This window comes from Massilia sp. 9096 (genome assembly GCF_000745265.1).
Classification (GTDB): Bacteria; Pseudomonadota; Gammaproteobacteria; order Burkholderiales; family Burkholderiaceae_D; genus Telluria.
Genome location: NZ_JQNN01000001.1, coordinates 3,656,663 through 3,670,317 on the forward strand (window position 1 = coordinate 3,656,663; position 13,655 = coordinate 3,670,317).

At 67.3% G+C, this 13,655-nt stretch carries 16 protein-coding genes; 4 read left to right on the forward strand and 12 right to left on the reverse strand.

Annotated features, from left to right (window positions below; all coding sequences use genetic code 11):
- Positions 1–42 precede the first annotated feature (42 nt).
- From FA90_RS15640 to FA90_RS15650, 3 genes are all read left to right on the forward strand, one after another.
- Positions 43–756: an HAD-IA family hydrolase gene (locus FA90_RS15640; protein WP_051971843.1), complete on the forward strand. Its 714-nt coding sequence runs from the start codon at positions 43–45 to the stop codon at positions 754–756.
- Between the two features lie 69 nt (positions 757–825).
- A complete protein-coding gene (locus FA90_RS15645; protein WP_156116729.1) occupies positions 826–1,260 on the forward strand; it encodes a hypothetical protein in 435 nt (144 codons plus the stop codon).
- Positions 1,261–1,292: 32 nt separating this feature from the next.
- Positions 1,293–1,508, forward strand: coding sequence for a helix-turn-helix transcriptional regulator (locus FA90_RS15650; RefSeq protein ID WP_036170197.1), 216 nt, complete (start codon positions 1,293–1,295; stop codon positions 1,506–1,508).
- On the opposite strand, the gene FA90_RS15655 is transcribed toward FA90_RS15650, so the two are convergent.
- On the reverse strand, positions 1,486–2,085 hold the full coding sequence (locus FA90_RS15655) for a cupin domain-containing protein (protein WP_081933878.1): 600 nt from the start codon (positions 2,083–2,085) through the stop codon (positions 1,486–1,488). The two genes, FA90_RS15650 and FA90_RS15655, sit on opposite strands and share 23 nt — an antisense overlap.
- A 163-nt stretch (positions 2,086–2,248) precedes the next feature.
- On the opposite strand from FA90_RS15655, the gene FA90_RS15660 reads away from it, so the two are divergent.
- Complete coding sequence (locus FA90_RS15660) at positions 2,249–3,016, forward strand: hypothetical protein (protein WP_156116730.1); 768 nt, start codon at positions 2,249–2,251, stop codon at positions 3,014–3,016.
- A 21-nt stretch (positions 3,017–3,037) separates the two neighbouring features.
- On the opposite strand, the gene paaZ is transcribed toward FA90_RS15660, so the two are convergent.
- From paaZ to paaA, 11 genes are read right to left on the reverse strand one after another with little or no spacing between them, the layout of a single operon-like run.
- Positions 3,038–5,089, reverse strand: coding sequence for a phenylacetic acid degradation bifunctional protein PaaZ (paaZ, locus tag FA90_RS15665; RefSeq protein WP_036170201.1), 2,052 nt, complete (start codon positions 5,087–5,089; stop codon positions 3,038–3,040).
- Positions 5,090–5,111: 22 nt separating this feature from the next.
- Positions 5,112–5,708 (reverse strand): phenylacetic acid degradation protein PaaY, encoded by a 597-nt coding sequence (paaY, locus tag FA90_RS15670; protein WP_036170202.1) that lies wholly within the window; start codon positions 5,706–5,708, stop codon positions 5,112–5,114.
- A 22-nt stretch (positions 5,709–5,730) separates the two neighbouring features.
- Positions 5,731–7,062: a phenylacetate--CoA ligase PaaK gene (gene paaK, locus FA90_RS15675; protein WP_036170203.1), complete on the reverse strand. Its 1,332-nt coding sequence runs from the start codon at positions 7,060–7,062 to the stop codon at positions 5,731–5,733.
- Positions 7,049–7,507: a hydroxyphenylacetyl-CoA thioesterase PaaI gene (gene paaI / locus FA90_RS15680; protein WP_036170205.1), complete on the reverse strand. Its 459-nt coding sequence runs from the start codon at positions 7,505–7,507 to the stop codon at positions 7,049–7,051. Before paaI ends, paaK begins: the two co-directional genes overlap by 14 nt.
- Entirely contained in the window at positions 7,497–9,083 is a 1,587-nt protein-coding gene (gene paaH / locus FA90_RS15685) for a 3-hydroxyacyl-CoA dehydrogenase PaaH (protein ID WP_036170207.1), read from the reverse strand. Before paaH ends, paaI begins: the two co-directional genes overlap by 11 nt.
- A 3-nt stretch (positions 9,084–9,086) precedes the next feature.
- Positions 9,087–9,878: a 2-(1,2-epoxy-1,2-dihydrophenyl)acetyl-CoA isomerase PaaG gene (paaG, locus tag FA90_RS15690; protein ID WP_036170209.1), complete on the reverse strand. Its 792-nt coding sequence runs from the start codon at positions 9,876–9,878 to the stop codon at positions 9,087–9,089.
- A 10-nt stretch (positions 9,879–9,888) separates the two neighbouring features.
- Positions 9,889–10,968 carry a 1,2-phenylacetyl-CoA epoxidase subunit PaaE gene (paaE, locus tag FA90_RS15695; protein WP_036170211.1) on the reverse strand — a complete coding sequence of 360 codons (1,080 nt, stop codon included), beginning with the start codon at positions 10,966–10,968 and terminating at the stop codon, positions 9,889–9,891.
- Positions 10,969–10,976: 8 nt separating this feature from the next.
- Positions 10,977–11,534, reverse strand: a complete 558-nt coding sequence (gene paaD, locus FA90_RS15700; RefSeq protein ID WP_373994613.1) for a 1,2-phenylacetyl-CoA epoxidase subunit PaaD — start codon at positions 11,532–11,534, stop codon at positions 10,977–10,979.
- Positions 11,528–12,283 carry a 1,2-phenylacetyl-CoA epoxidase subunit PaaC gene (paaC, locus tag FA90_RS15705; protein WP_036175956.1) on the reverse strand — a complete coding sequence of 252 codons (756 nt, stop codon included), beginning with the start codon at positions 12,281–12,283 and terminating at the stop codon, positions 11,528–11,530. The genes paaD and paaC overlap by 7 nt, the downstream gene beginning before the upstream one ends.
- Before the next feature lie 8 nt (positions 12,284–12,291).
- Positions 12,292–12,576 carry a 1,2-phenylacetyl-CoA epoxidase subunit PaaB gene (gene paaB, locus FA90_RS15710; protein WP_036170214.1) on the reverse strand — a complete coding sequence of 95 codons (285 nt, stop codon included), beginning with the start codon at positions 12,574–12,576 and terminating at the stop codon, positions 12,292–12,294.
- A gap of 49 nt (positions 12,577–12,625) precedes the next feature.
- Positions 12,626–13,612, reverse strand: a complete 987-nt coding sequence (gene paaA / locus FA90_RS15715) for a 1,2-phenylacetyl-CoA epoxidase subunit PaaA (protein ID WP_036170215.1) — start codon at positions 13,610–13,612, stop codon at positions 12,626–12,628.
- Positions 13,613–13,655 lie beyond the last annotated feature (43 nt).

Genomic DNA, 13,655 nt, shown 5'->3' on the forward strand with positions numbered 1-13,655 from the left:
GAGCCGTTACACTGGCGGGCTCGATCCGTTTCCAGGAAAGCCATGTCCGTCACTTCATCCGCCCTGCCCCAGTCGTCCCAGCTGCCTGAGCGTTCCTTCGCCGCCTTCCTGTTCGACATGGACGGCACCATCCTCACCTCGATCAAGGCCGCCGAACGCGTCTGGGGCGAATGGGCCGCCGGCCACGGCCTCGACGTCGCCGCCTTCCTGCCGACCATCCACGGCAAGCGCACCGAAGAAACCATCCGCGCACTCGCGCTGCCGGGCGTCGACCCGGTGCGCGAGGCCGCCGCCATCACCCGCGCCGAGATCGACGACGTGGCCGGCATCGAAGCGATCGTCGGCGCCCACGATTTCCTGTCCAGCCTGCCGCGCGAGCGCTGGGCGATCGTCACCTCGGCCCCGCGCGCGCTGGCGCAGGCGCGCATCGCCGCCGCCGGGCTGCCGATGCCGGCCGTGCTGGTGGCCGCCGAGGACGTCGAGCGCGGCAAGCCGGCGCCCGATCCCTTCCTGCTCGGCGCCAGCAAGCTGGGCGTGCCACCCGGCGACTGCCTGGTGTTCGAGGATACGCTGGCCGGGCTGCGCTCGGCCGCTGCCGCGGGCATGGCCAGCATCGTCGTCACCACGACGCATGCGCATCCGCTCGAGACGGCGCAGCTGGACGACATCGCGGATGTGCTCGACTACGAGCACATCCGCGCAGTGACGGGCGCGGACGGCATGCTGCGCGTCACGCGCCCGACCCGTCAGAATTGATAGGTAACCGATCGGTGACATTGAGAAGGATAGGTTACATTAAATCATCAAGTTACCGATGGAGACACCATGTCCGCAACGACTTCCGAACACACCGAGCAACTCGTCCGGTATTCGCGGCGCCAGCTCTGGTCCGTGCTTTTCATCCTTTTGCTGGTGGGCGCCCTCTTTTTGGTCGATATGATGTTTGCGGTGCGCCTGCCGGGCGTGGTCATCGTGCCCATCGCGATTGCGGCGGCGTTCATCCGCCCGCTCAGGACGAAAGGGCTCGATTTCTCGAAGTCGAGCCCGGCAATGGCAGCATTGCGCAACGACGAGCTGCGCCAGGCGGCGCAAGCCAAGGCCTTCCGTAACGGGTTTTTCGTGCTGCTGGCCTATCCGCCCCTGTGTGCATTCGCGCTGACCGGGCTGTCTGTCCCAAATGCGCTGCCGATCGTGGTCGAAAGCGGCGCCTGGCTCGGCGTCGTAACCTCCCTGGCCAGCCTGCTCTGGTACGACCGCTGATGGACAGGACGGTTCAGCCGATGAGTCAGCCGATGAGCGAGCACCTGGTCACCACCATGAAGCTTCAGCGCGCCCGCCTGGACCTGACCCAGGCCGAACTGGCCCAGCGCGCCGGCGTCACACGCAAGTCGATCAACGCGATCGAGACCGGCAACATGGCGCCCTCCACCCTGCTTGCACTGAAGCTGGCCAAGGTGCTGGGCGTGACGGTGGAAGACCTGTTCGCTATCGAGGTTCGCCCGGCTTGACCGCGTCCTGCTCGCCGTGGTCGGCGCGGAACACGCGTGGCTCGAGCGTTTCCTCTTCGATCGGCAGCTGGGCCGCCAGTGGACTGTCGCCGTGCGCGCCGGACGGTCCGGCGGCGCCCGCTTTCGGGTAGGGCGTGCCGTCGCGGTGCAGGTAGCTGTCCGTCTTGCCGTCGTATTTCAGGTCGATGTCCGGGTACTCGGCCGAATCTTCCGGGATGCGCGAGCCGACCGCCAGGAACAGCGCCGTGCCCCAGCTGCGATTGACCAGGTGGTGGCCGTTGGGGCGCCCTGCAGGAAAGGCGGCGCAATCGCCGGCGCGCATCAGGGTTTCGCCTTCGTCGGTGATCAGGGTCAGCTCGCCTGATACGATCATGACGAACTCGTCCTCGTGCGTGTGCCAATGGCGCTGCGACGACGCCGCGCCGGGCTGCAGCTCGACCAGGTTGACGCCGAACTGCGTCAGGCCGCCGGCATCGCCCAGCACCTGCTTGCTGCGGCCGTTGACGGCTTCCGCGAAGGCTTCGGGGTAACCGGTGCCGGTCAACACGGGGATACTGCTCAGGTCTAGCCGCGACATGGACGATGCTCCTTGTTTGGATGATTGGGTTGATGGGATCAGGATAGCGTAACTTGGCATCAAGTCCGCGTACTGATGACGAAGCGCTGAGCTGGGTGGAAATGTGCGCATCTTGCGCCGGTTCGAGCTGCTATCGTGTCTCGATTCCGATACGGAGGCGACGATGACGGCAGAGGAACGATTGCAAGCGGCGCGCCAGGCGGCGCGCGAAGGGCGGCACCAGGAGGCGCTGGAAGGGTTCGTGTGGTTCCGCCATCACGCGCTGGACGAGCAGCCGTCGCTGTACGGCGTGCGGCTGTCGTATGCCTTGTTCTATTGGATGGAGCTGGCCGACAAGTATCCCCCGGCCTTGCATGCGCTCGAAGCGCTGCGCGAACAGAAGGCGCAAGCGCTGCTGCGCGGCGAAGGCGGGCGCGTCCTGTTTCACGACGTCATCTCGATCGACGCGCGCCTGGACCGCAGCCGCGCCACGTACGAACTCTACCTGGCGCTGGCCGAAGGCCGCCCCGAGCTTGCCGCCGAGTGCGCGCAGCTCGCGCTCCCCGCCATCGCAGCGGCACGGGATTACCGCCTGGCCAACCAGGTACGCCGCGATCCGGAGGCGCACATCCGCGACCTTGCCGACTGCTTGCGCTGGGACATGCGCTGCGCCAAGCGCCGCAGGTACACGCGCGCACCGGCGCGCTGGGCCTCGGTCAAGAATTATGCGGCCGCCGTATGTCTCGACACCGAGATCACGGCCGGCATCGGCCGACTGGACGAAGCGCGCCGGCTGGCGGCGCTCGCAGTCGACCTGATCGGGGATCCGTCGCTGCGCGCGGACGCGCGCGTGGAGATCCCCAAGCCTGCCGCGCACGGCCCTGGCGCGGCGCGGTTTTATCAACGCCGCCCCAAGGCGCAGCGCCGCGAAGCGCGTCACCAGCGTTCCTGATCGACACGCCGCCTGCAAGGATCAAGCCCGTTTCTGCACCAGCGTCAGGATGTCATAGCTCGCCACCAGCTCGTCGTCCTGGTTGGTGACCTGCACGTCCCAGGCCACCACGCCCTGGCCGCGGCCCTGCTCGTCGCTGCGGTTGCGGTCGACCTTGCGCTTGCAGGTCAGGCGCGCGCGGATCGTGTCGCCGATCGCCACCGGCGCCACGAAGCGCAGGTTGTCCAGGCCGTAGTTGGCCAGTACCGGCCCCGGCGCCGGCGAGACGAACAGCCCGGCCGCCGCCGACAGCACGAAGTAGCCGTGGGCGATGCGTTTGCCGAACTGGGTGTCGCGCGCAGCGATCTCGTCGAAGTGCATGTAGAAATAATCGCCCGAGACGCCGCCGAAGTTGACGATGTCGGCTTCGCTGACAGTGCGCCGGTGCGTCAGCAGCGAGTGGCCGATCTCCAGGTCTTCGAAATGGCGCCGGAACGGGTGCACCTCGGATTCCTTGACCGCGGCCCCGCGCACGTATTCGCCGGTCACGGCCGTGAGCATCGTCGGCGAGCCCTGCACCGCCGCACGCTGCAGGAAGTGTTTCACCGCGCGGATGCCGCCCAGCTCCTCGCCGCCGCCGGCGCGGCCCGGACCGCCGTGCTTCAGTTGCGGCAGCGGCGAGCCGTGCCCGGTCGAATCGACGGCGGCGACACGGTCGAGGATGTGCACGCGCCCGTGCGAAGCGGCTGCGACCGGCACCGCGTGCGCGGCGATGGCCGGGTCCTTGGTCACCAGCGTGCTCACCAGGCTGCCCTTGCCGCGCGCGGCCAGCGCCAAGGCCTCGTCGATGTCACGGTAGGTCATCAAGGTGCTGACCGGGCCGAAGGCTTCGATGTCGTGCACGGCGTCGTTCACCATCGCGTTGCGGCACAGCAGCAGCGTGGGCGCGAAAAAGGCGCCGCTGCCGCAGTTCTCGCCGACCGGATTGAAGCCGTCACGGGCGGAAAACACGACCTCGTTGCCGCGCGCCAGCATCTCGACGCGCTCGCTGACGTCGCGGTGCTGGTCTTTCGAGGCCAGCGCGCCCATGCGCACACCCTCGACCTTCGGGTTGCCGACCACGATTTTCGACAGACGCGCGCGCAGGCGCGCGCCGACCGCCTCGACGTGCTGCTCGGGCACGATCACGCGCCGGATCGCCGTGCACTTCTGGCCGGCTTTACCCGTCATCTCGCGCGCGACTTCCTTGACGAACAGGTCGAATTCCTCATCGTCGGGCGTGACGTCCGGCGCCAGGATCGCGCAGTTGAGCGAGTCGGCTTCGGCCGTGAACGGCACCGACTCGCGGATCAGGTTGGGGTTGGCGCGCAGCTTGGCGGCGGTTTCGGCCGAGCCGGTGAAGGTGACCGCATCGAAGCCGCCCAGGCGATCCAGCAGGTCGCCGGTGCTGCCGATCACGAGCTGCAGGCACCCTTCCGGCAGCAGGTCCGATTCCATCATCATCTTCACGACCGCATGCGTGAGGTAGCTGGTCGCCGTGGCCGGCTTGGCAATGCAGGGCATCGCGGCCAGGAACGACGGCGCGAACTTTTCCAGCAAGCCCCAGATCGGAAAATTGAAAGCGTTGATGTGCACGGCGAGGCCGCCGCGCGGCACCAGGATGTGGGTGCCGGCAAAGCCGCCGCGCTTGCCCAGCGCCAGCGCCGGTCCTTCATGCAGCACGTTCGACGAGGGCAGCTCGCGCGAGCCCATGCTGGCGTAGGCGAACAGCGTGCCGATGCCGCCTTCGACGTCGACCCAGCTGTCCGGGCGCGTGGCGCCGGTCAGGTGCGAGATCTCGTACAACTCTTCCTTGCGCTCCATGAGGTACAGCGCCAGCGCTTTCAGGCGCTGGGCGCGGCGCTGGAAGTCCAGCTGCATCAGGCCGCGCACGCCGGTCTTGCGGGCGAAGGTGACGGCTTCGTGGAAGTCGATTTTTTCCGCATGGGTGTGGTAGATGAGCCCGTTGTCCAGCGCGCTGTGCAGCGGCTGGTGCGCTTCCTGGCCGTGCCAGCGGCCGGCGATGAAGCTTTGCAGGGTTGCGGGAGCATTCATGTCGTGTCTCCTCCAGTTGGCGTCATGTGTTTTTCTTGGGTTTGTGCGGCTCGTCGAACACCATCCGCTTGCGGTCCGGTTCGACCTCCGTGAGTGCTTCGACCTCGACCAGCGTGCGCATCGAACGCGCGTTGAGGTCGTGGTACTGGCGTGTGCCGTAGCTCTTCCAGGCGATTTCTTCGTCGGTGACGGGCCGCACCACGCGCGCCGGTGCACCCAGCACCAGGCTGCGCGGCGGAATGGCCATGCCGGCTTTTACGAAAGCGGCCGCGCCGACGATCGATTCCGCGCCCACCACCGCCTTGTCCATCACCACCGCGTTCATGCCGACCATGGCATTGCGGCCGACCCGGCAGCCGTGCAGCACGGCGCCATGGCCGATGTGGCCGTCGGCTTCGACCACGGTGTCGTCTTCGGGGAAGCCATGCATCACGCAAGTGTCCTGCACGTTGGCGCCCTCTTCCAGCACCAGCCGGCCGAAGTCGCCGCGCAGCGAGGCCAACGGACCGACATAGCAGCGCGGGCCGACGATCACGTCGCCGATCAGCACGGCGGTCGGGTGCACGTAGGCCGTCGGGTGGATCACCGGGCGGATGCCGTCGATTTCATACACTGGCATGGTGTGCCCTTTCGAGGAATGGTTATTGTTTGCGCCGGTCGACCACGCGCCGCGCCTTGCCCGTCAGCGAGCGCTCGATGCCCTGGGCCGGCAGCAGGCTGACGCTGGTGCTCACGCCGACATAGGTCTTGATGCGGTGCTGCAGTTCGCGCGCCAGCCCATCGATGCCGTCCTGGCCGAGGCTCGCTGCCGCGTCCTCGCGCAGCTCGCAGCGCACTTCGAGAGCGTCGAGGTGGCCGTCGCGGCTCAGCACCAGCTGGTACTGCGGCGCCAGCGCCGGCATGCCGAGGATCAGCTCCTCGACCTGGCTCGGAAAGACGTTCACGCCGCGGATGATCAGCATGTCGTCCGAGCGCCCGTTGATGCGGCCCATGCGGCGCATCGCGCGCGCGGTGGGAGGCAGCAGGTGCGTCAGGTCGCGCGTGCGGTAGCGGATGATCGGCAGCGCTTCCTTGCTCAGCGAGGTGAACACCAGCTCGCCTTCTTCGCCGTCGGGCAACACTGCGCCGGTATCGGGGTCGATGATCTCGGGATAGAAATGGTCTTCCCAGATCACCGGACCGTCTTTGCTTTCGATGCATTCGCAAGCCACGCCCGGCCCCATCACTTCCGACAGGCCGTAGATGTCGAGCGCGTCGATGCCGGCGCCCCCCTCGATCTCGCGGCGCATGGCGTCGGTCCAGGGCTCGGCCCCGAAGATGCCGATCCTGATCGACGTGCCGGCCGGGTCGATGCCCTGGCGGCGGAACTCTTCCATCAGGGTCAGCATGTACGAGGGTGTGACCATGATGATGTCCGGCTTGAAGTCCTGGATCAGCTGGACCTGCTTTTCGGTCTGCCCGCCCGACATCGGCACCACGGTGCAGCCGAGCCGCTCGGCGCCGTAGTGCGCGCCCAGGCCGCCGGTGAACAGGCCGTAGCCGTAGGCGACGTGGACCATGTCGCCGGGACGGCCGCCGGCCGCGCGGATCGAGCGCGCCACCAGATCGGCCCAGGTGTCGATGTCGCGTTGCGTGTAGCCGACCACGGTCGGCTTGCCGGTCGTGCCCGAGGACGCGTGCACGCGCACGACGCGCTCGCGCGGGACCGCGAACAGGCCGAAGGGGTAATGGTCGCGCAGCGTCTTTTTCTCGGTGAACGGGAACTTCGCCAGGTCGGCCAGCGATTTCAAATCAGCGGGATGCACGCCGGCCTCGTCGAAGGCCTGGCGGTAGTGCGCAACGTTGTCGTAGGCGTGCTGGAGCGACCAGCGCAGGCGCTCCAGCTGCAGGGCCTGTAGCTCGTCGCGGCTGGCGCGCTCGATCGGGTCGAGCTCCCCTGGCCGGGGCGCATGGCGCGACTCAGGCTGCAGCATGGGCGTCTCCTTCGTCGACTTGCGCGACGTGGCCGGCCACCCGGTGCGACTTGCCGCGAAACAGCGCGATCGTGCGCCCGTCCTGGTCGCTCACCACCACGTCGTAGACGCCGGTCTTGCCCGATAAGGCCTGCTCGCTGGCCTCGGCCACCAGCATGTCGCCGCGACGGCCGGGCGACAGGTAGTCGATCGTGCAGCCGGCGCCGACCGTATTGGCATTGTGCGAATTGCAGGCGAACGCGAAGGCGCTGTCGGCCAGCATGAAGATGTAGCCGCCATGGCAGGTGCCGTGGCCGTTGAGCATCTCCTCGCGCACGCGCATGCGCATGCGCGCGTGGCCAGGACCTATCACATCCAGCGTCATGCCCAGCGCCTGGCTCGCCGGATCGCGCTCGTACATGGTCTTGCCGGCCAGTTCGGCCAGCGCTTGCGGATCATGCGGCATGGAACCCCGCTGCGTTGTTGATGGCGCCGGCGGCGACCTTGCGGCGCAGCAGCGGCGAAACGCGGTAGCGGTCTTCGCCGTAGGTGTCGGCCAGGTTGTGCAGCACCGTCGCGACCAGCTGCACGCCGACCGCATCGGCCCAGGCCAGCGGGCCACGCGGATAGTTCACGCCCTTCTGCATCGCGACGTCCACCGCTTGCGCACTGCATACGCCCTGGTTGACCGCATCGGCGGCTTCGTTGGCGAGCATTGCGACGGTGCGCATCACGGCCATGCCGGGCACGTCGTCCAGGCGCGACACCGTGAAGCCGGCCGCGTGGAACAGGCCGACCGCGGCTTGCCAGGCCGATTCGGCGCACTGGTCGGCGCGGGCCAGCGCGATGCGCGTCGCGCCCGCAGGGTCCAGCAGCAGGTCGAACAACACGGTGTCGGGCTGCTTGTTGGCGGCGGCGCGCTCGGTGGCGCTGCGGCCGTCGGTCAGGAAGATGGCGGCGCCGCCCGCGTGGAAGGCCGGCGCCTCGGTCCAGCCGGCCGGTTCCGGCATGCCTGGCTGGGCGACGGCGATGCCGTGCTCGCCCAGCCGTGCAGCAAGCCGTGCCAGCAGCGCATCGAACACCGGCTCCGGCGCCTCGCGCATGCGGCTGACGCGCACGCTGGCCGGCACTGGTTGCGGCGCCTCGGCCTGGGCCTGCGGCTTGGCGGCATCGTCGCCGTAGCGATAGAAGCCGCGGCCCGATTTGCGGCCGAGGAAGCCTGCATTGACCAGTTCCTGCTGCAGGATCGAAGGCGTGAAGCGCGGGTCGCCGAAGTAGGCCTGGAACACCGACTGCGTGACCGAGAAATTGACGTCGTGGCCGATCAGGTCCATCAGCTCGAACGGCCCCATGCGAAAGCCGCCGCAGTCCCGCAGCACGGCGTCGATGGTGGCGGCGTCGGCGGCCTGCTCCTGCAGCAGGCGCAGGGCTTCGGCATAGAACGGCCGCGCGACGCGGTTGACGATGAAGCCGGGCGTCGATTTCGCATGCACCGGATTCTTGCCCCAGACGGCGGCGGTGGCGTAGACCGTATCGGCGACCCCTTTGTCGGTCGCCACCCCGCTGATGACCTCGACCAGCGCCATCAGCGGCACCGGGTTGAAGAAATGCATGCCGACCAGGCGCTCCGGATGGCGCAGGAGCGCCGCGATCGCGGTGACGGAGATCGACGAGGTATTGGTCGCCAGGATGCAGCGCTCGTCCACCACGTCTTCCAGTTCGCCGAACAGGCTGCGCTTGACCGCCAGGTCTTCGACCACGGCTTCGATCACCAATGCCGCGTCGCGTGCTTCGTCGAGCGTGTGCATAGGCTGCAGGCGCGCGCGCGCGAGGCCCGCATCCTCCGCGTGCATGCGGCCCTTCTCGACCAGTTTGGCAAAGCCTTTGGCGATGCCGTCGATGGCCTTGTCCACCGCTTCCGGCCGGGTGTCGAACAGGCACACCGTGTGCCCGGCGGCGGCTGCCACCTGGGCGATGCCGGCGCCCATGGCCCCGCTGCCGATCACCGCGACGACGCCGCCTTTTTCCAATGCCTCGGCCATCGCTCACTCTCCCTTGAAGTTCGGCTGGCGTTTTTCGATGAAGGCCGCGACGCCTTCGCGGTAGTCGTGGCTGTAGCCGAGCTCGCGCATCATCTGCGCTTCGAGCTGGAGCTGGTCGTCGAGCGTGTTGCTCCAGCTGGCCAGCATGGCGCGCCTGGTATAGGCCAGGCCTTTCGTGGGCGCGCTGGCGAAGTGGGTGGCCATGGCCATCGCTTCCGGCATCAAGGCATCGTCGTCGACGCAGCGCCAGATCAGGCCCCACTGCTCGGCCTTCTCGGCCGGCAGTTTGTCGCCCAGCAGCGCCAGGCCCATCGCGCGCGCGGGACCGAGCAGGCGCGGCAACACCCAGGTGCCGCCGGTATCCGGAATCAGGCCCAGCTTGCTGAAGGCTTCGATGAAGCTGGCCGAGCGGGCCGCCAGCACGATGTCGCAGGCCAGCGCCAGGTTGGCGCCGGCGCCGGCCGCCACGCCGTTGACCGCGCAGATCACCGGCATCGGCAGCGTGCGCAGCGTCGTCACCAGCGGCGCATAGTATTTTTCGACCGACTCGCCCAGGTCCACGCCCGGCGCCCCCGGCTCGACCGCGCGGTCGTTCAAGTCCTGGCCGGCGCAGAAGCCGCGTCCGGCGCCGGTCAGCAGCAGCACGCGCACGGATTTATCCGCCTGCACCCGGTCGAGCGCATCGCGCACTTCGCGGTGCATGGCCTGGGTAAAGCTGTTCAGGCGCTCCGGGCGGCTCAAGGTCAGGACGGCGATGCCCTGGTCGATGCTGAACTGGATGGATTCATAGATCATGCTTTACCCCTTATTCGGCCACGTCGAAATCGAGCACCAGCTTGTCGGTCGCCGGAAAGCTCTGGCAGCTCAGCACGAAACCGCGCGCGACTTCGTAGTCTTCGAGCGCGTAGTTGACGTCCATGTCGACCTGCCCTTCCAGTACCTTGCAGCGGCAGGTCGAGCACACGCCGCCCTTGCACGAGTAGCGCAGGTCGATGCCGGCGCGCAGGCCGGCATCGAGCACCGATTCCTTGTCCTTGTCCATCGTGAAGCTGGCGTGGTTGCCGTCCATGATCACTGTGACTTCGGTCTGGTGGCGCGCCTCGACCTTGTACTCGGCGCGTGCTTCGCGCACGCTGTGGCCGCTGCCGGCAGCGAACAGTTCGATGCGGATGCGCTCCTTGGGCATGCCGGCTTCCTGCAGCGCCGCCGAGACGCCGTGCATCATGTCTTCCGGACCGCAGATGAAGGCGTAGTCGACGTCCTCGACGCGCAGCCAGCGCTGGAACAGCTGGCGGCACTTGTCCTGGGTGATGCGGCCATTGAACAGTTCGATGTCCTGCTGCTCGCGGCTCATCACGTAGACCAGGTTGAGGCGCTCCATGTACACGTCTTTCAGCTCGGCCAGCTCGTCGCGGAAGATGACCGACGAGGATGCGCGGTTCCCGTACAGGATCGTGAAGCGGCTGTGCGGCTCGGCCAGCAGCGTGGTCTTGACGATCGAAAGAATGGGCGTGATGCCGCTGCCGGCCGCGAAGGCGAGGTAGTGGCGGCGGGTGGCGGGGTCGAGCGGCAGGTTGAAGCGGCCTTCGGGCGGCATCACGTCGAGCGCGACGCCGGGTTTGACGTGTTCGTTGGCCCAGGTCGAAAACCGCCCGCCGCTCACGCGCTTGATCGCCACGCGCAGCTGCCGGTCCTGCACCGCCGAGCAGATCGAGTAGGAGCGGCGCACTTCCTGGCCGTCGATCATGGCGCGCAGCGTCAGGTGCTGGCCCTGGCGGTACTGGAAGGCGTCTTGCAGGCCGGGCGGCACGTCGAAGGTGACGACGACCGCGTCGCGGGTCTCGTGCTTCACCTTGTCCACGGTGAGGGAGTGGAATTGGCTCATGGTCTTTTTTAGTGACACTTGAAATAGTCGAAAGGCTCGCGGCAATCGAGGCACTGATACAGCGCCTTGCAGGGCGTGGAGCCGAACTGGCTGGTGAGCCGGGTGTGGACCGAGCCGCAGTGCGGACAGGCGACTTCGGGCTGGCGGATCGCATGGCGTTTGACGCCTTTCGATAGGCCGCTGATGTCGATCACCTGCTGCACCGGCGGTGCGATGCCGTAGCCCGTCAGGGCGGCCTTGCCGGCGTCGCTCATCCAGTCGGTGGTCCAGGCCGGCGCGAGCCGCTCGAGCACGCGCACGCGCGTGAGCCCGCGCGCGCGCAAGGCCTGCTCGACGTCCTCGGCGATGACCTGCATGGCCGGGCAGCCGGAGTACGTCGGCGTGATGGTCACGGCGACCTCGCCGCTGGCCGCGTCGACGGCGACGTCGCGCACGATGCCCAGGTCGACCACGGAGATCACCGGGATCTCGGGATCGGGCACTTCGTTCAGCCAGGCCCAGACCTGTTCCACCGTCGGCATGTCCGTCAGCGGCGGCGCATCCATGGTGCTCATGGCGATTACCATTCGACGCCTGGATAGGCGCGCTGGAGGAACTGCATCTCGGCCAGCACGTAGCCGAGGCGCTCGCCGTGCCTTCCCTGCTTGCCGCCGCGCTGCATGAAGGCATCCGGCGACGGCATCGTCAAGGTCGCTTCCTCCAGCACTTCGCCCACGTGCTGCAAAAAGGCCTCGCGCAGCGGTTCGGCGGCCGGGGCCACGCCCTGCTCGACCATCGTCAGGTCGACCGCATCGTAGAGGAAGGCTTCGCCGGTATAGGTCCAGAGCTCGTCGACGGCGGCCTGCATCTTGGCGTGGCTGATATCGCTGCCGTCTCCCAGGCGCACGACCAGGTCGCCGCTGCGGCGCAGGTGGTAGGTCACTTCCTTGATCGATTTCTCGGCGATGCCGGCAATGCGCACATCGCTCGAGCCGAGCAGGCCGCGCATCAGGAAGTAGTGCCAGGTGTCGAAGAAGAACTGGCGCGCCATGACCATCGCGTAATCGCCGTTGGGCTGCTCGACCAGCAGCAGGTTGCGGAATTCGCGCGTGTCGCGCAGGTAGGCCAGGCGGTCCTCGTCGCGGCCGCGGTCTTCGAGTTCGCCGGCATAGCTCAGCCACATCCGGGTCTGGCCGAGCAGGTCGAGCGCGACGTTGGTCAGCGCCATGTCTTCCTCGAGCGCGGGGCCCTTGCCGCACAGCTGGGACAGCTGCTGGGACAGGATCAGTGCGCTGTCGCCCTGGCGCAAAAGGTATTCGAACTTTGCGTCGTCCATGGCGCCGCTCACAGGTTCTTGACTTCTTCCGGCATCGGGAAGAAGGTCGGGTGGCGGTAGACCTTGCTGTTGGACGGCTCGAACAGCGCGTCCTTGTCGGCCGGGCTTGAGGCGACGATGTCGGCCGCCTTCACGACCCAGATCGACACGCCTTCGTTGCGCCGGGTGTAGACGTCGCGCGCGTTGTTGATCGCCATCTCGGCGTCCGGCGCATGCAGGCTGCCCACGTGTTTATGGGCGAGGCCGTGCTGGCTGCGGATGAAAACCTCCCACAGCGGCCATTCTTTGCTCATTGTCGTCTCCGTATTTTTCTTGTGCGGCTTGCTTCTTGTGCGGCTTGGCTTATGCAGCCTGCTTCGCGGCCTGCTTGTCGGCGTAGGCGTTCAGCGCATCGCGGAACCAGGCGCCGTCTTCATAGGCTTGTACGCGCGTGCGCAGGCGCTCGCGGTTGCACGGGCCGTTGCCCTTCAGGACGTCCTGGAATTCGGTCCAGTCGATGGCGCCGAAGTCGTAGTGGCCACGCTCGGCATTCCACTTCAGATCCGGGTCGGGGATGGCCAGGCCGAGGAATTCGGCTTGCGGCACGGTCTGGTCGACCATGCGCTGGCGCAGCTCGTCGTTCGAGAACAGCTTGATGCGCCACTGGGCCGACTGCGCGCTGTTGACCGATTCGGCATCCGACGGGCCGAACATCATCAAGGAAGGCCACCACCAGCGGTTCAGTGCATCCTGGGCCATCGCCTTTTGCTCGGGCGAGCCCTGGGCCAGCTTCATCATCAAGTCGTAGCCCTGGCGCGCGTGGAAGGATTCTTCCTTGCAGACGCGCACCATCGCACGCGCATACGGGCCATACGAGCAGCGGCACAGCGGGATCTGGTTGATGATGGCGGCGCCGTCGACCAGCCAGCCGATCGCGCCGATGTCGGCCCAGCTCAAGGTCGGGTAGTTGAAGATGCTCGAGTACTTGGCCTTGCCGGCATGCAGGGCCTCGAGCAGTTCGTCGCGCGAGACGCCCAGGGTTTCGGCTGCGCTATACAAGTACAGGCCGTGGCCGGCCTCGTCCTGGATCTTGGCCAGCAGGATCGATTTACGTTTGAGCGTCGGCGCACGCGTGACCCAGTTGCCTTCGGGTAGCTGGCCGACGATCTCGGAATGCGCATGCTGGGAAATCTGGCGGATCAGGGTCTTGCGGTAGGCCTCGGGCATCCAGTCCTTCGGCTCGATCCTGACGCCGGCGTCGACGCGCGCCTGGAAGGCCTGCTCCTCGGCGCTCATGTCGGCGGCGGTTTGTACTCGCTTCAGGCCGGTGTCGACCATTTGGGCATACATGGCTGTCTCCGTTGTGTTCTGTTTGAATCCATAATACGATACA